At 33.5% G+C, this 24,786-nt stretch carries 21 protein-coding genes and 1 pseudogene; all 22 read left to right on the top strand.

The genetic code is table 11. The annotated features are described in order from the left end of the window. Positions 1–4: 4 nt before the first annotated feature. The 22 genes and pseudogenes from MM213_RS01150 to MM213_RS01045 all read left to right on the top strand — a co-directional run bounded on the left by MM213_RS01150 (position 5) and on the right by MM213_RS01045 (position 24,768). Positions 5–1,102, top strand: a complete 1,098-nt coding sequence (locus MM213_RS01150; protein WP_241409463.1) for an SDR family oxidoreductase — start codon at positions 5–7, stop codon at positions 1,100–1,102. Positions 1,103–1,361: 259 nt separating this feature from the next. Next, entirely contained in the window at positions 1,362–3,155 is a 1,794-nt protein-coding gene (locus MM213_RS01145; RefSeq protein ID WP_369413869.1) for an ABC transporter ATP-binding protein, read from the top strand. Positions 3,156–3,198: 43 nt separating this feature from the next. Continuing rightward, on the top strand, positions 3,199–4,224 hold the full coding sequence (gene pseB / locus MM213_RS01140; protein ID WP_241409461.1) for a UDP-N-acetylglucosamine 4,6-dehydratase (inverting): 1,026 nt from the start codon (positions 3,199–3,201) through the stop codon (positions 4,222–4,224). After that, on the top strand, positions 4,208–5,380 hold the full coding sequence (gene pseC / locus MM213_RS01135) for a UDP-4-amino-4,6-dideoxy-N-acetyl-beta-L-altrosamine transaminase (RefSeq protein WP_241409460.1): 1,173 nt from the start codon (positions 4,208–4,210) through the stop codon (positions 5,378–5,380). The genes pseB and pseC overlap by 17 nt, the downstream gene beginning before the upstream one ends. Next, complete coding sequence (gene pseF, locus MM213_RS01130) at positions 5,373–6,068, top strand: pseudaminic acid cytidylyltransferase (protein ID WP_241409459.1); 696 nt, start codon at positions 5,373–5,375, stop codon at positions 6,066–6,068. Before pseC ends, pseF begins: the two co-directional genes overlap by 8 nt. Continuing rightward, a complete protein-coding gene (locus MM213_RS01125) occupies positions 6,043–7,059 on the top strand; it encodes a GNAT family N-acetyltransferase (protein WP_241409458.1) in 1,017 nt (338 codons plus the stop codon). Before pseF ends, MM213_RS01125 begins: the two co-directional genes overlap by 26 nt. Beyond that, complete coding sequence (pseI, locus tag MM213_RS01120) at positions 7,056–8,084, top strand: pseudaminic acid synthase (RefSeq protein WP_241409457.1); 1,029 nt, start codon at positions 7,056–7,058, stop codon at positions 8,082–8,084. Before MM213_RS01125 ends, pseI begins: the two co-directional genes overlap by 4 nt. A gap of 186 nt (positions 8,085–8,270) precedes the next feature. Then, positions 8,271–9,467: a hypothetical protein gene (locus tag MM213_RS01115; protein WP_241409456.1), complete on the top strand. Its 1,197-nt coding sequence runs from the start codon at positions 8,271–8,273 to the stop codon at positions 9,465–9,467. Continuing rightward, on the top strand, positions 9,464–10,354 hold the full coding sequence (locus tag MM213_RS01110; protein WP_241409455.1) for a hypothetical protein: 891 nt from the start codon (positions 9,464–9,466) through the stop codon (positions 10,352–10,354). Before MM213_RS01115 ends, MM213_RS01110 begins: the two co-directional genes overlap by 4 nt. 2 nt (positions 10,355–10,356) lie before the next feature. Then, positions 10,357–11,637, top strand: a complete 1,281-nt coding sequence (locus MM213_RS01105) for a hypothetical protein (RefSeq protein ID WP_241409454.1) — start codon at positions 10,357–10,359, stop codon at positions 11,635–11,637. A gap of 2 nt (positions 11,638–11,639) precedes the next feature. Next, the gene (locus MM213_RS01100) at positions 11,640–12,812 is read left to right on the top strand and encodes a glycosyltransferase (RefSeq protein ID WP_241409453.1); all 1,173 of its coding nucleotides are present in this window, start codon (positions 11,640–11,642) and stop codon (positions 12,810–12,812) included. 318 nt (positions 12,813–13,130) lie between these two features. Beyond that, a complete protein-coding gene (locus tag MM213_RS01095; RefSeq protein WP_241409452.1) occupies positions 13,131–14,054 on the top strand; it encodes a glycosyltransferase family A protein in 924 nt (307 codons plus the stop codon). Next, entirely contained in the window at positions 14,045–15,166 is a 1,122-nt protein-coding gene (locus MM213_RS01090; RefSeq protein ID WP_241409451.1) for a hypothetical protein, read from the top strand. The genes MM213_RS01095 and MM213_RS01090 overlap by 10 nt, the downstream gene beginning before the upstream one ends. A 2-nt stretch (positions 15,167–15,168) precedes the next feature. Beyond that, complete coding sequence (gene asnB, locus MM213_RS01085) at positions 15,169–17,073, top strand: asparagine synthase (glutamine-hydrolyzing) (protein WP_241409450.1); 1,905 nt, start codon at positions 15,169–15,171, stop codon at positions 17,071–17,073. Between the two features lie 38 nt (positions 17,074–17,111). Beyond that, positions 17,112–18,248, top strand: coding sequence for a hypothetical protein (locus tag MM213_RS01080; RefSeq protein ID WP_241409449.1), 1,137 nt, complete (start codon positions 17,112–17,114; stop codon positions 18,246–18,248). Between the two features lie 42 nt (positions 18,249–18,290). Beyond that, entirely contained in the window at positions 18,291–19,361 is a 1,071-nt protein-coding gene (locus tag MM213_RS01075) for a glycosyltransferase (RefSeq protein WP_241409448.1), read from the top strand. 2 nt (positions 19,362–19,363) lie between these two features. Then, the gene (locus MM213_RS01070) at positions 19,364–20,560 is read left to right on the top strand and encodes a glycosyltransferase family 4 protein (RefSeq protein WP_241409447.1); all 1,197 of its coding nucleotides are present in this window, start codon (positions 19,364–19,366) and stop codon (positions 20,558–20,560) included. Next, the gene (locus tag MM213_RS01065) at positions 20,550–21,677 is read left to right on the top strand and encodes a glycosyltransferase family 4 protein (RefSeq protein WP_241409446.1); all 1,128 of its coding nucleotides are present in this window, start codon (positions 20,550–20,552) and stop codon (positions 21,675–21,677) included. Before MM213_RS01070 ends, MM213_RS01065 begins: the two co-directional genes overlap by 11 nt. An 18-nt stretch (positions 21,678–21,695) precedes the next feature. Further along, a pseudogene (locus MM213_RS01060) lies at positions 21,696–22,133 on the top strand (sugar transferase). A gap of 204 nt (positions 22,134–22,337) precedes the next feature. Beyond that, positions 22,338–22,562 (top strand): acyl carrier protein, encoded by a 225-nt coding sequence (locus MM213_RS01055; protein WP_241409445.1) that lies wholly within the window; start codon positions 22,338–22,340, stop codon positions 22,560–22,562. Then, on the top strand, positions 22,562–23,620 hold the full coding sequence (locus MM213_RS01050; protein WP_241409444.1) for a 3-oxoacyl-ACP synthase III family protein: 1,059 nt from the start codon (positions 22,562–22,564) through the stop codon (positions 23,618–23,620). Before MM213_RS01055 ends, MM213_RS01050 begins: the two co-directional genes overlap by 1 nt. Positions 23,621–23,997: 377 nt before the next feature. Beyond that, on the top strand, positions 23,998–24,768 hold the full coding sequence (locus MM213_RS01045; protein WP_241409443.1) for an SDR family NAD(P)-dependent oxidoreductase: 771 nt from the start codon (positions 23,998–24,000) through the stop codon (positions 24,766–24,768). The last annotated feature ends 18 nt before the right edge of the window (positions 24,769–24,786 follow it).

Here is a 24,786-nt window from a genome sequence, read left to right as displayed (position 1 = left end):
AAAAATGTACAACAATAAGCTTTATAATACTACCTACCATAACATTGATTTAAGTAAGCATGCTTTTTTAGTTACAGGAGGAGCAGGTTTTATTGGGTCAAATTTGGTTGAATACTTACTGCGCTTTGGAGCAGGTCGGGTACGTGTATTGGATAACTTGTCCAATGGGTATTTTGAAAATATCAAAGACTTTCTTGGGTTACCAAATTTTGAGTTTGTGGAAGGTGATATTCGAGACTTAGAAACTTGTAAACGTGCCGTAGAGGGAGTTCATTTTATCTCGCATCAAGCTGCTTTGGGTTCTGTTCCTAGGAGCATATCAGACCCTTTATTATCTAATGAAGTTAATGTTTCAGGTTTTCTGAATATGTTGGTCGCTGCCAAAGAATCACCCTCTCTAAAACAAATGGTCTATGCCGCAAGCAGCAGTACTTATGGTGATAGCCCAGTATTGCCCAAGGTAGAGGGGAATGAAGGGAATCCTTTATCGCCTTATGCAGTGACTAAGTTAGTGAATGAATTATATGCTGATGTTTTTAGCAAAGTTTATGGTTTCCATACCATTGGACTACGCTACTTCAATATTTTCGGACCCAAACAAAATGCCAATAATCCATACGCTGCGGTGATACCTATTTTCTGTAAGCACTTTATCGAAGGTACCGAGCCAATGATCAATGGGGATGGAGAAACTAGTCGAGATTTCACTTTTGTGGAAAATGCTGTACAGGCTAATGTGAAAATGATGCTGATTGGCGAAGATGCAGTGAGGCTTAGGAGTGGAGAGGCAAAAAAGCCTAGAGTTGAAGAAGTGGATGTGCTGATTAGCGAAGCCCTTAGCGTTTTAGCTACCTTGCCCTTAAGCAAACATGAGGTTTTTAATGTGGCTTGTGGAGATCAAATTTCACTCAACGAAATGGTGGAGATGCTTTGTGAGATCAGTGGAAAAAGAATAAAAGCTGTCTACGGTAACGAAAGGCCTGGAGATGTAAAACACTCTAAGGCTAGCATTGCCAAATTAGAAGGTGTTTGTGGGTATGATCCTAATTTTAGGTTTAAGGAGGGTTTGGAGATTGTGTATGAGTGGTATAATAATGATTAAAGTAAGAATCAAAATCTGACACTAAATACAAAGGTGTAAATCAAATTCTAGCAAGATCAAATAGTTCTTAGTCAATTGTCAACAGACCAATGATGATTGTAAATTAATAGCTAGTTGTAAGGAAGCGTATATACATATTAAACGAAATGTCTTTAAAAGATAGGTCTTTGATAATATGAAAGTGATACTGGTAAAAGTTTGGGTTGGGCTTCGGTTAAAAAAATAAATATTTAATTAAATTAAATTGAAGCTGTATCTAATGAAATTTTTCTCAAAAAAATTCTTTCCTGATTTTTTTTATTTCTATAAGCATTTAGGATATCGTATGATATTTTTATTGCTCACAAGCATACTTGTAGGATTATTGGATGGATTGGGGTTAACAATGTTTTTACCCCTTTTAGAATTGATGGCAGATGAGAATTCCACTGCTTCTTCAGAGAAATTAGGTCAATTATCATTTTTATTGGATGGATTAGAGCTTATTGGATTTCAACTCACATTGACCGTTGTCTTGGTCACCATGTTTGGGTTTTTTGTTTTCAAAGGGATTGCGACTTTTTTTGAGCGGTATGTTCGTGTTATTTACCAGCAATTTTTCATTGCTAAGATTCGATTGGAAATTATACAAGCATTGGCCAATTTTAATTACAATGCTTTTGTCAATGCAGATGCGGGTGCCATACAAAATACTATGAGTGGTGAAGTTGAGAGAGTTATGCAGGCTTTCCGAACCTACACTACTATACTTCAGCAGTTTGTAATGATTTTAGCGTACGCTGGCTTAGCATTTTTGGCAAGTCCCGAATTTGCGGTTTTGATCACTATAGGGGGAGTATTATCTAATTTTCTATTTAGTGCTCTTTACCGCAAGACCAAAATTCTTTCGTCAGAGTTGGTTGCCCGCAATAATACTTTTCAAGCGTACATTATTCAGGTTGTTGCCTTTTTCAAGTATTTAAAAGCTACAGCATCTATACAAAATTATGTTCGCTTTCTGGAAAAGAAAGTGCTGGACATTGAAGAGACAAACCGGAAGATGGGTGTACTCAATAGTATTATGATGGGAATGCGTGAGCCTATGATGATAGGAGTGGTTGTCAGCGTTATATTAATTCAAGTGAATATTATTGGGGGCGGGCTTGGAACCATCATTTTAAGTCTTCTATTTTTTTATAGAGCACTTACTTCTCTAACAGCTCTCCAAACATCCTATAATCAATTTTTAGGCTTTTCAGGTTCTTTGGCAAGCATGTCAGATTTTGTCGATGATCTGAAAGCAAATCCTACCCTAACGGGTGTAAAACCCTATAATGGTTTTAAAAATGAAATTTCTCTGAGGAACATAAGTTTTTGCTATTTGGATAACAAGCCCATCTTAAACAATGTCAATTTAACGATAGGAAAGAATCAGTCCGTTGCTTTTGTTGGTGAAAGTGGTTCTGGAAAAACAACGCTTTTAAATATCATTACAGGACTAATTGCTCCAAATATTGGCGAATTCTGGATAGATAATACAAGAGTAAGTGATCTGGACATTCAAAGTTTTCAAAAGAGAATTGGATACATTACCCAAGACCCAGTAATTTTTGATGATTCGGTATTCAATAATGTCACTATCTGGGATGAAAAGAATGCAAAAACTTTGGCTAGATTTCAGGAAGCAGTTCGGAAAGCACACATCGAAGATTTTGTAAGTCAATTAGAAAATAGAGAAGATTCTCGTTTAGGTAACAATGGTATTAGCTTGAGTGGTGGCCAGAAACAACGCATCTCTATCGCTAGGGAGTTGTACAAAGAAGTTGATTTTTTATTTATGGATGAGGCGACGTCATCCTTAGATTCAGAAACAGAACGTATTATTCAGCAAAGTATTGATGACTTAAAAGGGCAATATACCATCATCATGATAGCTCATAGATTGAGTACAATCAAAAATGTGGATCAGGTTATTTTCATGGATAAAGGTGCCATAACGAATTGTGGTACTTTCATGGAACTGATCATTAAAGAGTCAAGCTTCAAGGAAATGGTAAGCCTACAAAGGGTTTAACATAAAAGTCTAAATAAAATCGAAATTCTATTAATGATTTAATATGATGAAAAATAAAACGCTTCTAATCACAGGAGGTACAGGTTCATTAGGGAAAGCGCTTACTTCACATATATTAGAGCATTTCCCGGATGTTAGGAAACTCATCATTTTTTCAAGAGATGAGCAAAAACAATTTGAAATGGCTCAAGATTATCCTACAAATAAATACCCTCAAATACGTTTTTTTATTGGAGATGTTAGAGACAAAGAGAGGTTGGTAAGAGCCTTTAAAGATGTAGATTATGTTATTCACGCTGCGGCCATGAAGCATGTACCGATTGCTGAATATAATCCTGAAGAATGTTTGAAAACAAATATTGATGGAGCTAGAAATGTAATTGATGCTTGTTTGCAGACTAATGTTGAAAGAGTGGTAGCGCTATCAACAGATAAAGCAGCTGCACCAATTAATTTGTATGGAGCCTCAAAATTGGCTTCAGATAAGCTTTTTGTAGCGGCGAACAACATCAAAGGATGGAATCCAATAAAATTTTCTGTCGTGAGATATGGGAATGTCATGGGTTCTAATGGTTCAGTAATTCCTTTCTTCTTGAAAAAGAGAAAAGAAGGAGTTTTGCCCATTACTGAGCCAACCATGACTCGTTTTAATATCTCTTTGCAGGGTGGGGTTGATATGGTTATGCATGCGCTTGAATATGCTTGGGGAGGGGAGATTTTTGTTCCTAAAATCCCATCTTATCACATTATGGATGTAGCGGAAGCTATTGGTCCAGAATGTGAGAAAAATATCATTGGAATACGCCCTGGTGAAAAAGTCCACGAAGAAATGATCACTAGCTCAGATTCCTTTTACACTTGGGACTTGGGTAAATACTACACGATATTACCTTCTCACCCAAGATGGAAGGTTGAGGAATTTCAAGAGTGTTTTAATGCAGTGAAAGTCCCAGCAGGTTTCCAGTATAATTCTGGGGATAATACAGAATGGGAAACTGTAGATTCACTACGTGAGCTAATAAAAGAGCATGTTGACCCAAACTTTGAAATATATGATACCGTACGGTAAGCAACATATTACAGATGAAGATATTCTAGCTGTAGTTGAAACGCTTAAATCTGATTATTTAACTCAAGGTCCGAAAATCAAGGAGTTTGAAGAAGCATTTGCAAAATATATTGGTGTAAAATACGCAGTAGCGGTTGCTAATGGGACTGCTGCACTTCATTTAAATTGTTTGGCATTAGGTGTTCAACCTGGGACTAAAGTGATAACTACACCTATTACTTTTGCCGCATCTGCTAATTGCATTAGATATTGTGGAGGTGAAGTAGTTTTTGCTGACATAGAACCAGATACGTATTTATTGGATATCAATGCAGTTCGAAATTTATTGGAAAGTGCTCCAAAAGGCACTTTTTCTGGAATTATCCCAGTCGATTTTGCAGGTAGGGCTGTAAATTTAGAGCAGTTTAGAATTCTTGCAGACGAGTTTGATCTATGGATTATTGAAGATTCATGTCATTCTCCAGGAGGACATTTTGTAGATAGTAAAGGACATCGACAAAACTGTGGTAATGGGAATTTTGCTGATTTAGCGATTTTTTCTTTTCATCCTGTAAAACATATTGCTTCAGGTGAAGGAGGGATGATTACCACAAATGATGAAGATCTCTATAAAAAGCTTTTGATGCTCAGAACGCATGGTATAGTGAAAAGTGATGAGCTTTATACAAATCCTATAGAACTAGCAGGAGGAAAGGATTTTTATCCACTTTGGTATATGGAAATGCAAGAACTCGGGTTCAATTATCGACTAACTGACTTTCAGGCAGCCTTAGGATTAAGTCAGCTAAATAGAGCTGAAAAAGGACTTGAGCGAAGACGGGAAATTGCTGAATTTTATGCTCAATCTTTTAAGGATGATACTTTCCTCTCTGGATCTTCGGGAGTAATTCAAGGACATGCATATCATTTGTATGTATTAGAAGTAGAAGACAGACTGGGTTTGTATAATCATTTGAGAGAAAAGCATGTTTTTGCTCAGATTCATTATGTACCTACGCATTTAATGCCTTACTACCAACAGCTTGGGTGGAAATTGGGAGATTTCCCTAAGGCTGAGGCCTACTATGAAAAGTGTATCAGCTTACCAATTTATCCAACTCTGACAAATGAAGAGCAGATTTACGTTATTCAAATAATTAAAGAGTTCTATGCCTAATCTTTGTATTATACCAGCAAGAGGTGGTAGTAAACGTATTCCAAGAAAAAATATTAAGGATTTTCTTGGTAAGCCTATAATTGCTTATTCTATTTTAGAAGCAATAAAGTCTAGCCTTTTTGATGAAGTAATGGTTTCTACTGACGATAAGGAAATTTCTGAAATAGCTATAAAATATGGAGCAAAAGTTCCCTATTTAAGGTCTTCTATAAACTCTAATGATTTAGCCACCACTGCTGACGTAATAGAGGAAGTTTTATCTTATTATGCTGCTTCAGGTCAATGTTTTGAATTCGCTTGCTGCATTTATCCTACTGCTCCATTTGTAAGGAGTGAAAATTTAAATGAAGGTTTTCTCAAACTAATTCAAAAAAAAGCAGACTCAATTTTCCCCATAGTTCAATTTGAATATCCTATTTGGAGAGGATTAAGAAAAAATGAAAAGGAAAATGTAAGTATGGTTTGGCCAGAAAACATCAATGAAAGATCTCAAGATTTAGAACTTGTTTATCACGATGCAGGACAATGGTATTGGTTGGATACTAAATCATTCTTGAATTCGAAACAGTTATTTTCAAGTAATTCGTTAGGATTAGAACTTTCTCCATTGCAAGTTCAAGATATTGATAATTTGCATGATTGGAATATTGCAGAGTTAAAATATGAATACTTACAAAGTATTAAGTAAACAGATTTTTGAGAAGGGAGATTATTCCATTGTACCTATTAGGTTTGAAGATAGGTACTGGATAATGAAGTGGCGAAATGAGCAAATTTATCATTTACGTCAAAACAAACCTTTGACCAAAGACGATCAAGACAATTATTTTGAGAAAGTTATATCAAGCCTTTTTCATCAAGATCAACCTAGTCAATTGCTGTTTAGTTTTTTAAAAGGAGATAAGTGTATCGGTTATGGAGGATTAGTTCACATCAATTGGATAGATAAAAATGCAGAGATTTCTTTCATTATAGATACAGAACTTGAACAGAATTATTTCGAAAAATATTGGTTAGTATTTTTAGAATTGATTGAAGAATTAGGATTTAATATTTTAAATCTTCATAAAATTTTTACCTATGCTTTTGATCTGAGACCACAATTATATTCTGTTTTAGAAAAGGCTGGTTTTATCAATGAAGCAATCTTAAGTCAACATGCAATTTTTGAAGATATGGCTATTAATGTCTATATCCATAGTAAAAATAATATTAATCTTTATCTTAAAAAAGCAACTATTGATGATGCTAATTCCACATATCGTTGGGCTACAGATGCTAAAGTGAGAAATTATTCTTTCAACAAAGATTTAATAGAGTTTGATGAACACTACAATTGGTTTGTATCTAAAATCCATGATCAAAGTTGTTACTATTTTATACTATGCTTGGGAGGTCAAAAAATAGGATCAATAAGGGTTGATGTAAATTTTAAGTTCAATGAAGGCTTGATTAGTTATTTGATTGACTCAAGATTTCATGGAAAGGGTTTTGGTAAAGTTATTCTGAAATTACTTGAAGAAAGAATTTTAAGTGATTTAAGTTTAAAAAGTTTTGTTTTAAAAGGATTGGTGATGCACGAGAATATAGCTTCAGTTAGAATATTTGAAAAATTAAATTATAGTTTTTCAAAAATTAAAAACGGGGTGTATTCTTGCTCTAAAATTATTGAAATATGAAAATTGGAACATTTGACATTTCGTCAGAAAATTCAAAAGTATTGATCATAGCAGAACTCTCAGCAAATCACAATGGTAGTTTAGAAACAGCTTTAGAGACGATTAGAGCGGCAAAACGTTCTGGAGCTGATTGTATTAAATTGCAAACGTACACAGCTGATACTATTACGATTGACTCAAGAAAAGATGATTTTCTAATTAAAGGTACCATTTGGGACGGGAGAAATTTACATGAGTTATACAAAGAGGCATACACTCCTTGGGAATGGCATTTAGCATTATTTGAAGAAGCTGAAAAACAAGGTTTGATTTGTTTTTCTTCCCCATTTGATAAAACTGCCGTCGATTTCTTAGAAAGCCTAAATGTTCCGGCTTACAAGATAGCATCTTTTGAAATTACTGATATTCCTTTAATCGAATATGTCGCTTCTAAAGGCAAGCCAGTGATCTTATCTACAGGTATAGCTACTGTGGAAGACATTGAATTAGCTTTAGATGCTTGCAGGAGAGTGGGTAACCATGATATTGCTTTGCTAAAATGTACATCAAGTTATCCAGCACCAATAGAAGAGGCTAATATGGCTATGATTAATGACTTTCAAGAACGTTTTGGAGTTATTCCGGGATTATCAGATCATACGATTGGGAGTACTGTTCCAATAGTTGCAACTTGTTTAGGAGCTAAAATTATCGAAAAACATTTTATCCTTGATAGATCAATTGGAGGTCCAGATGCTTCTTTTTCAATGAATGAGGAAGAGTTTACTGAAATGGTAAATGCCATAAGAGAAGCTGAAACAGCAATTGGTATCGTTGACTATAATCTTACCGAAAAGCAGAAAAAAGGAAAAGATTTTAGTAGATCACTTTATGTTGTAAAGGATATAAAGAAGGGAGAGATTATTACTGAAGAAAATATACGAAGTATAAGACCAGGCTTTGGAATGCATCCGAAGGAGTTAAAAAACTGGTTGGGGAAAGAAGCGCCTAAGGATTTTGATAGGGGGGATAGGTTTAAGTTATAATTAAAATACTTTAGCAATGAAAAGAAAAAAAATTTGTTTTTATTGAAGAAAATCTAATATATTAGGTTTCCCTATTAAATATATGAGTATCGTTGCTTTTTTTAATAGACTTAAAAATCATTCTTTTTTAAAGGGTTTGAGCCTGCAGATTTTTGCTAGATTATTTTCATAAATACTAACTACTCCTTGGATACACATTTATTAATTGCAATACGCCTTTCCAAAAAAAGGCTTTTGCCAGCTATTGAGAAAAGAATACGATCTAAACCATCGCGTGAATTTATTATGCGGTGGGCGAGAGTTTTTTCACCGTTAAAAGATATTCCAATTAGTATAAATCATGATAAGCGCTTTTTTCTAGATGCATTTGCCTCACCAAATTCAAAAGCCCTTTCTGTTGTTAAAGAATTTGAAAATGCTGAAATATTAAACCAAGAATTATTTACAAAAGAACAAAAAACATCAAGTCTTATACTAAGTGCTAGATTAGTTTATTATACTTTATTAGCTCTTCCGGTACTTTTAAGAGTGTTTAAAAATAGAAAATCTCTGCTAAATGAAGTTGATTTACAGGTAATTATAGGTTATGCCAGTTACAAGTTGTTTTTGAAAAACAACAAAAAAATCATTCCAATTATCATAAGCGATATTACTCCAACAGCTCATATGCTTTGGGCAGCAGTAGTATCCTTAAAAAGGGAAGTTTTTTGGTGGCAGGATGATCACCATCATTATAATGGGTTTTCTGATGAGAATTATTTTCCTTATACAAGCACTTATGCAGCAGTCCTAAATCAAAAGGGTTTAGAAACCGTCTTAGAGAAGTCGCCAAATGCTAGAATTTTTTATCGTGATCAGACGGTGGTAAAGCCCCTTCGTGAAATCCCTAATAATCCAAGAGTAGGTATTGCAACAAATGCATTTTTTGAAGCTACCCCAGAACAAATTGAATTGTTAAAACAAGTAAAGAAAAAACTAAATATTGAACTTTTGAAAATACGGCTTCATCCTAATTCAAAATTGTCAGAAAATTCTTTTCCTGCAGCCTTGCTAAGAATTGCTCCAAAAAATGAAAGTATTGAATCCTTTTCTGATAGTGTGGACATTGCTATTGTTGGGAATTCAGCAGTTCAGTTAAGGTTATTGTGTGAGGGATTGCCAGTTATTCACATTTCAGGTTTGGATATTCATGGTTATGATAATTATAAATATTGCCAAAATGGCTTTTGTTTTGGATTGGAAGGTCTAAGTTTTCTTGATTTGAATGCTCTTCAAAAATTTTATACAAATCCTTTTATTGCTAATCTTCTCTTTGAATATGTGAAAATTAAGGATGTAGCACAATACGAACCACTATCAAAATTGAGTAAAAATAACCAATGAATAATTTAAGACAACAACTTGTTCTTTTTCGTAATTTTTTAATGTTCAAAAAGTTCGATATTCTTGCAAAGATCACAGAAAGCAGAATTCCAGTTGATGAAAAAGCCAATTTTCTAGTCTCTATAGCAAGTTACCCTAATAGAGATCATCTACTACCAGCGGTATTTCAGGCACTCACACGACAAACTGTTGTACCTAAAAAATGGATTTTAGTGTTATCAATTGAAGATTATTCTAATGGTTTGCCGGTTCACCTTAAAAAATTAGAAAATAGAGGAATTGAGATTTTGTGGGTAGAAGACAACCCCTATGCGGTTAAGAAATTGATTCCAGTCATTGAAAAATATCCTCTATTCGATGTTGTTACCCTAGATGATGATATTATTTATCACAAGACTTTATTATCAAACTTATTATTTCATAATGATGGATCTACGAAAAAAATAGTAGGTTATGTTGGTAAAGCCTTATTAAAAAGGGAACAAGAACTGAATATGTATTTTCGTGATCCCAAGCCTGCCGATTTGAATACAGATTTTAATCAAGTTTTTTTAATTGGTTGGGGAGGAATTTTTTATCCAGCAAGTTCTCTTCATGAAAAAGTCTTAGATAATGATGCGATACACAGAATTGTTCCAGGAAGAGGTTCAGATATTTGGTTTTGGGCAGCTGCTCATGCAAGTAACACACCACAAATTTGTATTGGAATTCCTCAAGAATATAATTTAGGAATTCCAATACCTCAAAATAATCAAACTAAACCTAAGGATTTACCTGGAAGTGATGCTCTTTTAAAAAGATTCCAGATGGCTATTGACTACTTTGGAATCAGAGAGAAACTTTTAGAGGAACTACCCGATTTTAAAAATGATCTTTTAGATAAATAAAAATGAATAGTAAAACCAAAAACTTCCTATACCTTTCATTTTTATCACCTGTATTAGGATTGTATTTATCAGTTAGAAATTCCGATGATAGATTTATAGTTTTTGCTGGTACCCTGTTTATGGGAATTGTTGGGAGTGTGTTTATATATATTGATGGCAATGATGGTCATACTCATTTAATGCATGTTTATGATTATTATATGGACATGTCGCTTTTTGTTTTTTTTAAAGATTTAGGAAGTCTTTTATTATTTCAGCCTACAGATATTGCTAATGATGTTTATAAGCATGTTATTTCGTATTTGGCGGGTGGTGTTTTTCGAATCCCTGAGTTAATTCATCTTTTTGGAGGCTTGTTATTAGGCTATTTTTTTACAAAATCTGTTTTGTTGGTTCTAGAAAATAGGCCCAAAGAGAAGCTCGGAATTTTACTGCTCTTGTTTATATTTCTTTTTCTTATAACTAGAAGTATTTCAGCATTGAATTCACTTAGAATGTGGACTGCCATGTGGGTATTTTTTTATGGTGCTTTAGCCTATGTAAAACGTGGTGAGACAAGGTATCTATGGATTATTGGTTTATCAGTTTTGATCCATTTTTCCTATCTTTTATATACGGTACCATTGATTGGAGCCATTGTTTTAAGAGAAAAAAGGATTATTGTGGTTGGATTATTTTTATTATCATTTTTTGTCAAATTGGGTTTTGATCAAGCTTCAGAGATAGTTGAAACTACTGGTTTATATCAAGATAAAGCAAAATATACTGTTGTCGATCAAGAGACTTTAGATCGAAGGGCAGATGAACAATCTGATAAAGGAAGTGCAAATTTTTATAAAGAATTTGGTCCAACAGTATATAAAAACTATAGTACTATTTTACTTGCATTCACTCTCATTCTTATTTATTTGAAAAAAACTGACATGCCTTATTTGGACTTCTTAATTGCTAGTGGCTTACTGATTCTTGCATTATCTAATCTTTCATCCACATCTAGTCCATCCGTAGAGGGGAGAGGTTATACCATTGCATCGACTTTTTTGGTTGCTGCTGCTATTCAGGTTTTATTTTTCAAGGATTATTTCCTTTATAGTGGAATAAGGTCACGAATAATTAATATGTCACTTTACACTTTCTTAGTTTCAGCAATTCCATATGTCCTTTTTCAATTATCCTATACATTGAATACTGTTTCGTTTTTTATTTTATTTGTCCCTCTTGGATCATGGTTATTAGGATCAGGGGACTTTTCAATCAGAGATTTCCTAATCTTTAATTTTTAGTTATGAATATACTATTTGTTATTGAGCAAGATTTTGAATTCAATACAGGAGGAGTTCAAATAGTAACTGAACGACTGATCAATCTTTTTCATAAAATGGAGCATAATTTAGTTTTGGTAAGTTTATCCAGTACAGATTTAGATCTTAGTCTAGATTTTCACAATGATTTTAAAATACCTTACTATAAAATATCAAAAGGGAATGAATTTCTGAAACTTCAAAAGTTGATATTAAAATATCAAATCAACCTGTTTATAAATCAAGTTGGATATGATCCAAACGTCTCGAAGTTATTATTTAAAGTCTCTAGAAATAAGGCGAAAATCATTAATTGTTTACATATCAATCCCTTAAACTTTTATGACAATCATGAATTTTTAACATCCAAATTCCTTAATGATAACGGTCTGAAGGCCTTTGATAATAAATTAGTGCATAAGTTTATCTTATATTATCATGTCGTAAAGCAAAGAAAAGAGTTAGGATACATTGTTAAAAATACAAATGCATTTGTGATGCTTTCTGAAAGGTTTAAGGAAGAGTTGTATCAACTTGTACCTGATGTAAAAAAATTCGATCATAAAATATATGGAATCAACAATCCATTTGAAGTACCCGATTTAGATATCTCAACGATAAAAAAGAAAAATGTTATCCTTTATGTGGGAAGGTTAGAAATCTCACAAAAGAGAGTGGACTTATTACTGGAAATTTGGGACAAGCTTCATAGAGTGTTGCCAGATTGGCAATTCTGGGTAGTGGGTCATGGCTCTGAAGAGGAAAATATGAAAAATTTTTGTTTGAAGCATCAAATGAATAGAGTCAAGTTTTTTGGAAAACAGAATCCAGATGAATATTATAAGCAAGCTAAAATATTTCATTTAACCTCTGCTTTTGAAGGGTTTGGAAATGTATTAGTAGAGGCTCAGTCTTTTGGTTGTGTACCTGTCATGTTCAACTCCTATTCTGCAGCACAAGACATCGTATTAAATCAGGAAACTGGAATTCTTATTGAACCTTTTAACATTGATGTATATGTTCAAGAAACACTAGATTTAATAGCTGATAAAGACAGATTAAAAAGATATGTAGAAAACGCAATTATACATTCTCATAACTATTCTTATTCAGTAACATATGAGAAATGGGTAAATGTATTTTCTCAACTAAATTAGTTTTTATGAAAAGTAAACAATCACTTTACTAAACAACTGATTTTTGATTTTTAAATCTTTATTTTAAACAGTTCTTAAAATCAATAAAATTTTCCCAAAAAAATATCTCTTATACATCCAATTAATAACTTATACATATATCCGTTTTCATACCAGTAGAATCTAAATAATTGAATTAACCTGTAATTTCGAACCAATATCAATAAATATCCAATATCTATTAGTATCAGTTTGCCAAAAAACAATCGTTTAATTGGTTAGTGGCATGTTTGCGGATAATCATAATAACTTATTTTAAAATTTAAATTCTTTAAAATTATGTTCACTTTACTAACTCCCACATATAATAGAGCTCATACTTTAGAGAGATTGTTTAATTCAATAAATAGTCAAACCTATAGAAGTTTCGAATGGTTAATTATTGATGATGGGTCTAATGATGACACTCAAATAATTATAGAAGGATTTAAACTTAAAGCTAATTATGATATTACTTATGTTTATAAAACAAATGGAGGTAAACATTCAGCCTTGATTGAAGCCAAGAAGTATTTGTCAAATGATTATATAATTATTATAGATAGTGATGATGAAATTCTTCCTGATTGTTTAGAAGTTTTTAAACAACATATTGAAAAAAATTCAAGGATTGAAGAGGTAAGAGCAAGATGTGTTAATTCAGATTTAAATTTGATTCAGAAATTTTATTTCCCACAGGATTTAGAATATATAGACACTACCTGGCATGACATGGTTTTAAAGAAACAAAATGATGAAGAACTTATATCTTGTTTTAAGCTACAATATTATTTGAGAGCTGTTAATTTGCCCAAAAAATTAATTTTTAGTGAACATTTTAACAGTTTTAGTGAGGTTTATTTTTGGTCAAGAATTAAAAAAGTTACAATACGTTATATAAAAGAACCGCTAAGGGTTTATCATCAAGATTCCGGGAATAGTATTATGAATAATACTTCCTTCAAAACAGGTCTGTACAATGATATAATACAGTTTAAATATTTTCTTGATGAGAACTATACCTATATTTTTTGGCGACCAAGATATTTTATTTCTCAGTATATAAAGTTGACAATAGCAAGCAGATTGGTTGGCAATGGTTTTTTCAGATCACATTTTTTATATGAGCAGGTTATAAATAGAATTATTTCTTTTTCATTATCTCCAGCCAGCATTTTATTTTATTTTAAAATGAAATATTTAGACAAAGGGTTTTGGCGTTAAGAAAAAACATAAATGGTTTTGTATCCAATCTAATCGGCAAACCAATCTTTAAAAAAGTTGTCATTATCGAGTCTGACGATTGGGGTACTATACGCATGTCTTCCAAAAAGGCTTTTGAGTCATTAAAAAAGAAAGGCTATCCAGTTGATCATTGTTCTTATAATAAAAGCGATGCTTTAGAAAGCAACCAAGATTTAGAAAACCTTTTTGAAGTATTAAATAATATAAAAGGCAACGATGGCAATCCCGCTGTTATGACTGCCAATAATATAGTCGCTAATCCTGATTTTGAAAAGATAAAGGATTCGAATTTTCAAGAATATTATTTTGAGCCATTTACAGAAACTTTAAAGAGATACCCTAAGCATGACAACGTGATGGAGTTATACCAACAAGGTATAAATGCTGGACTAGTTATGCCACAATTTCATGGTAGAGAGCATTTGAATGTAACTCGGTGGATGAATGCACTTAGAAATAATGCAAAAGCTGAAAAAGATGCTTTTGATAATAATGTCTTCAGTCCTAAAATCTCTCAATCCAAAGGGTATCCAAATGAATATATGGACGCTTTAGATTTTAATTCGAAATCGGAGTTAATTTTTCAAGAAAAATCAATTATTGAAGGTTTGGATTTATTTGAGAAAATATGGGGGTTCAGATCTAAAAGTTTTATAGCACCCTGTTATATCTGGCACTCAGACTTAGAAATGACATTGTCAACTAATGGTGTGAAATATTTTCAAGGGCTTGTGAATCAATTACAGCCCAAAGATGGAGATGGATTCGAGTACAAGAAAATTTACCATTATCAAGGGCAAAAAAACAAGCATGGGCAAAGGTATTTTATTCGAAATGCATTTTTTGAACCTACTATTGAACCTGACTTTGATTGGGAGTCAGATTGTTTAAGACGTATTAAGATTGCTTTCTCCCTCAAAAAACCAGCTATCATTTCATCACATCGGTTGAATTATATTGGTTTTTTAAATCCATCTAACAGAGAGTCCAATTTAAAAAGGCTTCAAAATTTACTATTTCAAATTAAGAAAACATGGCCTGAGGTGCAGTTTATGAGTACAGATCAACTTGGTCTGTTATATGATACCTAATTATGTGCGGGATTACTGGATTTATAGATTTTAATAACAACACCACGAAGGAAACACTTCAAGGCATGGTTTCATCCATGTCTCACCGTGGTCCTGACGATTCAGGAATTGAGCTGTTTCAAGAGAATAATTGTTTGATTGGCTTTGGTCAGGCAAGATTGAGCATTATTGACTTAAGTGATGCAGGACATCAGCCAATGGAATATAATCATTTCACTATTGTCTTTAATGGTGAAATTTACAATTACAAGGATGTTAGATCGGAGCTAGAAGCTATAGGTCATGTATTTTCTACCCAGACAGATACTGAAGTTATTTTACAAAGCTTTGAGGAATGGGGAATATCATGCGTAGATCGTTTTATAGGGATGTTTGCGTTTGTAATTTATGATAAGCAAACGAAAAAAATGTATGCCTTTAGAGACAGAGCAGGTGTTAAACCCTTTTATTATTACCATCATAAAAATTTATTCTTATTTGGTTCAGAATTAAAAGCTTTGATGGCTCATCCTTTCTTTGAAAAAACTATTGATACTAGTGTTCTGCCCAACTATTTTAATTACGGCTATATTGCTGCACCTTATACTATTTTTATAAATACACATAAGTTATTGCCAGGGCATATTTTAGAATTGGATATTACTACTCAAAAAATAACTCAAACAAAGTATTGGGATTTAAGAAGGTATTATTTGAAACCTAAACTAGACCTTAGTTATCCCGAAATTAAGAGTGAGGTAAAATCTTTAATGCAATCAGCTTTTGATTATAGAATGGTTGCTGATGTTCCCGTTGGGGTATTTTTGAGTGGCGGTTATGACAGCACTGCGGTGACCGCTTTGCTTCAAGGAAAAAGCAGCAAAGCACTTAAAACATTTACGATTGGATTTGAAGAAGGAAATAACGAGGCTCCATTTGCTGCAGAAACTGCCAAATATTTAGGCACTGATCATACTGAATATATTTGTACGACAAAGGAGGCACAAGAAATAATATCAACTCTATCTTTATACTTTGATGAGCCATTTGGTGACAGTTCTGCGATTCCAACTATTTTAGTAAGTAAGTTAGCTAAAGAAGATGTGACTGTAGCCTTGTCTGCCGATGCAGGTGATGAGATCTTTTGCGGTTATGATTCTTATTTCAATCTACATGCTTTTTTGCAGAAGTTAGATAATGTGCCGAAAATCTTTAAAGGAAATTGGACTAAGACATTAACTAAATCGATACAAAAAAATGGTTTTATTAATCAATCAAAAAACGCACATCATCTTACCAGTGTTTTAGGTGTTTTAAATGAAGAACCTTTACAAAAATCAGCTGATTTGTTCCAAGCTATGGCAGAAAAACCAGTAGGTTACATAGATAGTATTTTTAAGAAAAAAATTTCACCTTACTCTTCGAGTTTTGAAATCAATACATCGGGTTTTCAACATCCTTTGGAAGTTGCTATGAATATTGATTTTAATTCTTACCTCCCAAATGATATCCTTACTAAAGTAGATAGGGCTACAATGTCCGTGTCACTGGAGGGAAGAGAGCCTCTGTTAGATCATCGTTTAGCTGCTTATGTAGCACAGATTCCTATGAAGTTTAAGTCCGATGGAATCTCAGGCAAAAAAATATTGAAAGATATAGTACATGACTATGTTCCAAAAAGTATGATGGATAGGCCGAAAGCAGGCTTTAGTTTACCGATTTATACTTGGTTAAGAGGAGATTTATCTTATTTGCTAGATGAATACTTATCTAAAGAAGCCTTGGGAATATCAGGTTTATTCAATGTTGATTTTTTAATTGGTGAAATTGAAAAATTCAAGGAAAAAAAATTACACTACAGTCCTATCATTTGGTATTTGTTGATGTTTCAGATGTGGTATAAGAGATGGATTTTAAAAAATGAATAATCTAAAAAATCTTCCAAAAGCTAAGGACTAAATAACTCATGAATTTCAAAACGAAAATTCAAAAAAACATAGTCAGCATCCCTGGTTGGAGAACTAACAGGAAAATTGTGGTGATTGAGTCTGATGATTGGGGAAGTATTAGGATGACCTCAAAAGATGTTTATAACATACTTTTAACAAAGGGGTATCAGGTTGATAAAAGTCATTATAATCAGTTTGATTCACTTGAAAATAATGAGGATTTGAGCATGCTTTATGAGGTTCTTACAAAGCATAAAGATAGAAATAGTAGTCATCCTGTTTTTACATCTGTTGCAATAGTTGGTAATCCAGACTTTGAAAAAATTAAAGCATCAAATTATAAAAAATATTTTTTTGAGCCCTTTACTGAAACACTCAAAAAATACCCTAATCATGAACATGTATATGCCTTATATCAGCAAGGTATTCAGGAACGTCTTTTTGTTCCAGTGTTTCACGGTAGAGAGCATCTCAATGTACAGCGATGGATGAAAGAACTTCAAAATGGAAATTTATCAGTTCTTGATGCATTTGGAAATGGAGTTACTGGTCTTAATAAAGGAAAGTACGGAGAAAACCTACCCGATTTTCAAGCTGCTTTTGACCTAGATCAGGTAAGCGATATTGAATATATGAAAGAAGTTCTCAATGAAGGCCTGCAATGGTTTGAAAAACTATTTGGGTATAAATCAAAGTATTTTGTTCCGACGAATGGACCATTTAATAATTCATTAGAAGTGGTATTGCATGAAAACGGTGTGCAATATGTAAATACAGGAAAGAAGCAACTTGAACCTCTGGGGAATGGACAATACAAAACCAATATTCGTTTTTTAGGTCAGAGAAATAACCTTAACCAACGATACATCACACGAAATTGTTTTTTCGAACCATCGAGCATGGAGCATGGATTAAATAAAGATTGGGTAAGCGATTGTTTGGAAGAGATAGAAATTGCTTTTCGTTGGAAAAAACCAGCAGTAATCAGCACACATAGAGTTAATTATATAGGTTTTTTAGATGAAAAAAATAGAGAAAGAGGTTTAAGTCAATTAGATTTATTATTGAAAAAAATGATAGAACGTTATCCTGATATAGAATTTATGACTTCTGTTGAACTAGGAGATTTGATCAGTGCTAATACCAAAGAGTAAATGACATTAAAATCAAAAAAAATCCTCTTTATAATTCCTACAATGAATCCAGGAGGAATAGAAACTTACCTTCTTAGATTTTTAAAATTCATAAAAGATGATAGATCAATTGAGCCATATGTTTTAATAAGAAGCCTAGACCAAGGTAAGTTGTTTGAGCAATACAAGGTGTTGGGCATTCCTCTTTTTTTCCATCCCCTCGGATATTTTAATTTAAAAAACATTTTCTGGTTTTATGATTTTGTTAAGAGAAAAAAATTTGATTCAGTCTGTGATTTTAATGCCAACTTTGCAGGCATTCCTATGTGGCTTGCTAAACAAGCTGGAATAAATAATCGAATCGCTTTTTACAGACAGGGAAAGGATCATTTTAAAGTCACATTCTTAAGAAAGTTGTACAACAGCTTGGTTAAGAACTTAGTGTTTACTTCTAGCACACAAATTTTGTCCAATTCAAAAGCATCGTTGAATTTTTTTTTCCCAGGATGGCAAAAAAGCGAACGTTTTAAAGTCATTTACAATGGTATGAACGTGGATGACTTTCATTTTCATGAGAAAAATTTGAGCATTAGAGCTGAGCTTGGTATTCCTTTAGAGGCTTTTGTGATTTGCCATTCTGGAAGATTGGATCCTGCCAAAAATCATAAGACTATGTTGAAAGTGGCAAAACAATTAATCGAAAGAGATAAAAGTATTTTTTTTATTTTCTGTGGCCTAAGTACGGAAAAACTTCAAGATGAAGTGGATTCCATGGGGATTATGGGAAACGTAAAATTACTGAGTTTCAGAAATGATGTATCTGAGATATTAAGAACAAGTAATTTGTTTTACTTCCCCTCACTCACTGAAGGACAACCCAACTCATTGATTGAAGCAATGCTATGTGGGCTTCCTTTTGTTGCTTCAAATATTCCGCCAATAGTTGAGATTATGCCTGAAAGTCTAATGTCTTATCTGATTGATCCTTTAGATGTTGAAAAATCAGTAAGACTAATTTTTGAAGTTCAAGAAAAAAAGGATCATGGATTGACAGGAATTACTCAAAATTGGGCTAGAGGATATTTTTCTCAGGATTTGAGATTTAAGGAATTTTATAATTGTTTGATAAACTGAATATGAAAATTTTATTCGTTCATGACGGGCCAATGATGAGTAACCCATCGAAAACAGTTTTTTATGGGGTACATTATACGAATGAAATTGTGGATCGCTATTCCTATTTCGGTGATTCGGTAACTTTTTTAATGAGAAATATAGTTATTTCAGAAGCTGATGGGGGTCAATTTACACCTTTAACTCATCCAGCTTTTAATTTTATAGAAGTTCCAAATTTTAAATCTATCAGGAGTATACTAAGGCAGAAAGAAGCAAAAAGCATTATAGAAAAAGCAGTATCAGAACATGATGTTATAATAGCAAGACTTCCGAGTGCTAATGGAGTCATAGCCAAGAAATCAGCAGAAAAATTGGGTAAGCCTGTCTTAGTTGAAGTGGTGGCTTGTGTTTTTGATGCTTTGTGGAATTACGATTGGAGAGGAAAATTATTGGCTCATTACAAAATGTTTCAATATAAAAGGCATATCCGATCGGCCTCTCATGTAATATATGTAACTGAAAAGTTTTTACAAGAAAGATACCCTACTCAAGGTAAATCCGTTGGTTGTTCTGATGTAGTTTTACAGTATTTGAATAAAGAAATACTTGAAAAGAGACTTAGAAAAATAAGTAATTTTTCTGGTAAAATAGTTTTAGGTACGGTGGCGGCTATAGATGTGCCTTACAAGGGTCATGCAGATGTAATAAAAGCATTGAGCAGACTCAAGAAAATAGGGAATACTAATTTCCTATATAAAATTGTAGGACAGGGAAATCCTGAAAGATTGAATGCATTGATAGAGAAATTAAATTTAATTGAACAAGTTGAAATTTTAGGTTCTTTGCCTCATAAGAAAATCTTCGATTTTTTTGATTCTTTGGATTCTTACATTCAGCCAAGCAGTGTTGAAGGAATGCCAAGATCTGTAATAGAAGCGATGAGTATGGGTTGCCCTGTTTTAGCAACAGAACTAGGTGGTCATCCAGAGTTGATTACAAAGGAAGCTTTGTATAAACCGGGCGATATTATTAAATTAACCGAACTTCTAAGTGATTTTAGTAATCTTCCTTTGAAAAAATGGGCTACTGAAAATTTTAATCGTTCCTTAGATTTCAAATCGGACATTTTAAGTCAAAAAAGAATGCAGTTTTATAGTGCTTTTAAAACATTTGCTGATAGTAATTTAATAGCACCTACTCAGAAAGATGAAACCTAAAATCCTTTTTACTGCTTCAATAGCCAAGCATATTCTTAGGTTTCATCTCCCTTATCTTCAATGGTTTCAACAGCAAGGATATGAAACACATGTTGCCTGCAATGGTGATGAACAGATACCTTTTGTAGATGTTAAACACACCATACCATTTATAAGAAGTCCTTTTCATTTAGGACATTTTGTAGCCTACAAAGAATTAAAGAATCTGTTGCATTTGGAGCAATTTGATATGGTACATTGCCATACACCTATGGCTTCTGTTGTGACACGCTTAGCGGCAAAATCTTCCAGGAAGAAAAGTAGTACCAAAATAATTTACACAGCACATGGATTTCATTTTTTTAAAGGTGGGCCTATTCATAGTTGGTTGACATATTACCCAGTAGAATTGTTTTTGGCCAGACATACAGATGCCATAATTACAATTAACGAAGAGGATTTTCAATTAATCAAGCAAAAAGAAAATTCAACAACGAAAGTATTCAAAATCCCAGGAATTGGAGTAAGTCAAAAACGTTTTTTTCCAGTTAACTTAATTGAAAAAAAAGTAATTAGGAAGAAAAATAATTTCTCTCAAGATGATTTTATCTTAGTCTATGCAGCTGAATTTATAACAAGGAAAAATCATGAATTTATAGTTTCTTCTGTAGCAAATTTGATCAATGCTATTCCTAGTATAAAAATACTTTTTGCAGGAAGAGGTGAATTGCTAGAAGATGTTAAGGGAAAAGTTAGTCATCTTAAACTACAGGATTACATAAAATTTTTAGGGTTTAGAGAAGATATTGATGAAGTATTCAAAATGTCTGATGTAGGTATATCTGCGAGTAAGCAAGAAGGATTGGGCTTAAATCTGGTAGAAGAAATGATGTGCGGTTTACCAATCGTAGCATCTGAAGATAGGGGACATCGAGAAATAGTTGAAAATGACTTAAACGGGTATCTCTTTCCACAAAATGATGTGCACTTATTTGTAAAATGTATTCAAAAATTATTTGAAAATTCATTATTGAGAGATACCATGAGCTTGAATGCAATTGAAACGGCAAAGAAGTTTGAATTGAGTAATTCTCTAAATGAAATGTCTGTCATATATAAGCAAATTTTAAATAAGTAATACTCAATATATCAATTTTTGATTAAAAGAAGTATTGATTTTGTAATAGCTGGTTCTCTGCTAATTTTTACTTTCCCCTTACTATTGGCTATCGCATTATTACTTTATACTTCTCAAGGCGTTGTGTTTTTCACCCAAGATAGACCCGGTAAAGGGAATAAGATCTTCAAATTGGTCAAGTTTAAAACAATAACTGGTTTTCAAGATAATCAATGCAATTATTACATGATGTACAGCTCATTATTAAAATAGGCTGGTTTATTAGAATTTCTTCATTGGATGAACTTCCTCATCTGTTTAGTGTCTTTACGAGGAGATATGAGCCTGATTGGGCCCAGACTTCTTTTAGTTAAATATTTACCTATTTATAGCGCAGAACAAAGTAGAAGAAATCAAGTTCGTCCAGGAATTACGGGTTGGGCGCAGGTCAATGGTCGAAATACCATTTCTTGGTAGAAAAAATTCATTTACGATGGTGTGGTATGTGGACAATATTTCTCTTAGCCTTGATTTAAAGATTCTTTGGATGACTCTTGTAAAAGTTTTCAAAAGAGAAGGGTTATCAGCTCAAGGTCAGGCTACCGTTGAGGCCTTTAAAGGACCCAATGCCCAAACTTATCCAAATAATAAAAACTGAATTAAAATTAAAGTATAAATATCATGGAATTAAAGTTTAAAGAAGTAATCATAGAAGCCTTAGAAATTGAGGACAGAGAAATATTGATGTCAGATAAGTTTAAGGAATTTGAAGAATGGGATTCTTTGGCGCAGCTGACCTTGATAGCAGAATTGGATGATCAGTTTGGGGTCACCATCCAATCGGAGGATTTTAAAAAAATTCAAACTCTTCAGGAATTGTTTGACCATATTCAGAAAGTTCAGTAATGCCATTACTTCAGTTTGATCAAGTCGGTATAGTAGGGATGGCTGCGGCTGTTCCAGAAAATAAGGTGCTGACAAGAAATTATACCCATTATTTCCCTGAAGCTGATGTGGCTGATATTGCTGATAAAACAGGGATAGAAGAACGTAGATTTGCTTTAGAAGGAACTTGTGCTTCAGATTTGTGTCAGGCAGCTGCTGAAAAATTGATACAAGATCTTGATGTGGACAAGGCTGAGATTGACCTTTTGGTATTCGTTTCTCAAACACCGGATTATAGGATGCCCGCAACTTCAGTTTTGTTGCAAAACCGTCTTGGTCTTTCCAAGCAGACCATGGCTTTTGATTTGAACTTGGGTTGTTCTGCTTTTGTCTATGCCCTTTCTGTAGTCTATTCACTGGTTCAATCCGGACATATCAGAAAGGCTTTGTTGTTAGATGGAGAGACCCGTTCCAGGGCTTATCATCCCAAGGACAGGAGAGTAGCTTTTCTTTTTGGAGATGGTGGAATTGCCGCTTTGATTGAAAAGAATTCCAAATTCGGAAAATCTTTTTTTAGCCTTAATTCTGATGGGAGTAGGGAAGACTTGATCAAAATCAAATCGGGTGGGTACAGGTTCCCAAGTTCGGCAGATTCTGTCAAAGAGAAGGTAATAGATGAACATGGAAATATCTCTACGGATGAGCATGGCACCATGATTGGTTCCGATGTCTTTAACTTTGTAATCCAAGAGATTCCTTCTGATATCAAAAACATTCTGAGCCATGCATCTACAGAAAAAGGGGATATAGACTTCTTTGTTTTTCACCAAGCGAATGCATTTATGAACGGCTATTTGGCGAAAAAACTGAAATTACCTTTGGATAAGGTTCCTTCCTGTATCCGTGACTTTGGAAATACATCATCTGTATCTATTCCTTTAACTATTGTCAGCCAACTACAAGGCAATTTGGAAGGGCGTAAAAAACTATTGTTAAGTGGTTTTGGTGTGGGTATGTCTTGGGCCTCTGCTGTGATGGAATTTCAAGATTGCTTTATTAGCGACTTAGTTGAAGTGTAAATGATAGAACGCATCACCCGTCCCGATTCTCGTGATGGCTGATAAATAAATTGACCAATGATGCTCCTGTTTGTTTATGGTTAAGTTTAATTCCGTTCGGGTTTTAAAAATATTCGTTGATTCAACCCACATTTTTCACTTGCGGCTATAAAAAAGATTGGCCCAATTCGAAATCGGGCTTTTAAAATAAATCATCAATTTAGTTATATAAGTTCGTGTGTTTAATTTATAAATAGTCTCGGGATGACTTAGCAAATGTCTCGACTTTCGGTGCTAGTCGGATAGTCATAGACAAGAAAGTAAAAAAAATCTGCGTTAATCTGTTAAATCTGCCTCATCAACATTCCATTTTAATAAACACTCATTAAAACTCAATCATGCGATCACACAACCCTTTTACATTGACTGGTAAGACAATCCTTATTACTGGCGCTTCTTCCGGAATAGGCCAAGGCATTGCTGTAGCCTGTGCATCTCAGGGTGCTAAGGTTTTACTTTTAGGAAGAGATTTGGAGAGGTTGAAAGAAACGATAGCACTTTGCGAAAATGGTTGCGATCATGGAATGATAAGCTTGGATCTAGCCGATGATACCAAGATTAAAGAAGAATTTGAATCTTTCGTCAAACCCTATGCGCCGATCGACGGCTTTGTACATGCAGCGGGGATTTCACCGACAATCCCTTTTAAAGTGATGAAAAAAAATCAAGTACTTGAAACTTTTCAGCTGAATTTATTTTCTGCCATTACTTTAATTCAAACGTTATCAAAATCTGCATTGAAATCTTCGGAAGGCATGAGTATGGTGATGATTTCTTCTGTTATGAGTGAAGTAGGTGAAAAGGGGAAGTCACTGTATGCCATGACAAAAGCTGCCATGGTCGGAATGGTAAAAAGTCTTGCCTTAGAATACGCTGATAAAAATATTAGATTTAATGCTATTTCACCTTCTGTTATTAATACACCTCTTTCGTTGAAATCCGAATACAGAAAGGATGACGCTGCCATGAAGCTAGTTCAAAGTCAGCATCCACTTGGCTTAGGAGAAATTGAGGATGTGGCAAATGCTGCAGTTTACCTTCTGTCTGATGCATCGAAGTGGGCAACCGGTACCAACATGATAGTAGATGGAGGGTATCTTGCTAGGTGATTGGTATTCTTTAATCAT

Origin of the sequence: Belliella alkalica (assembly GCF_022549785.1) — a bacterium.
Lineage (GTDB): Bacteria > Bacteroidota > Bacteroidia > Cytophagales > Cyclobacteriaceae > Belliella > Belliella alkalica.
Note: the sequence above shows the minus strand (reverse complement) of the source record. Positions and strands in the feature narration are given on the sequence as shown.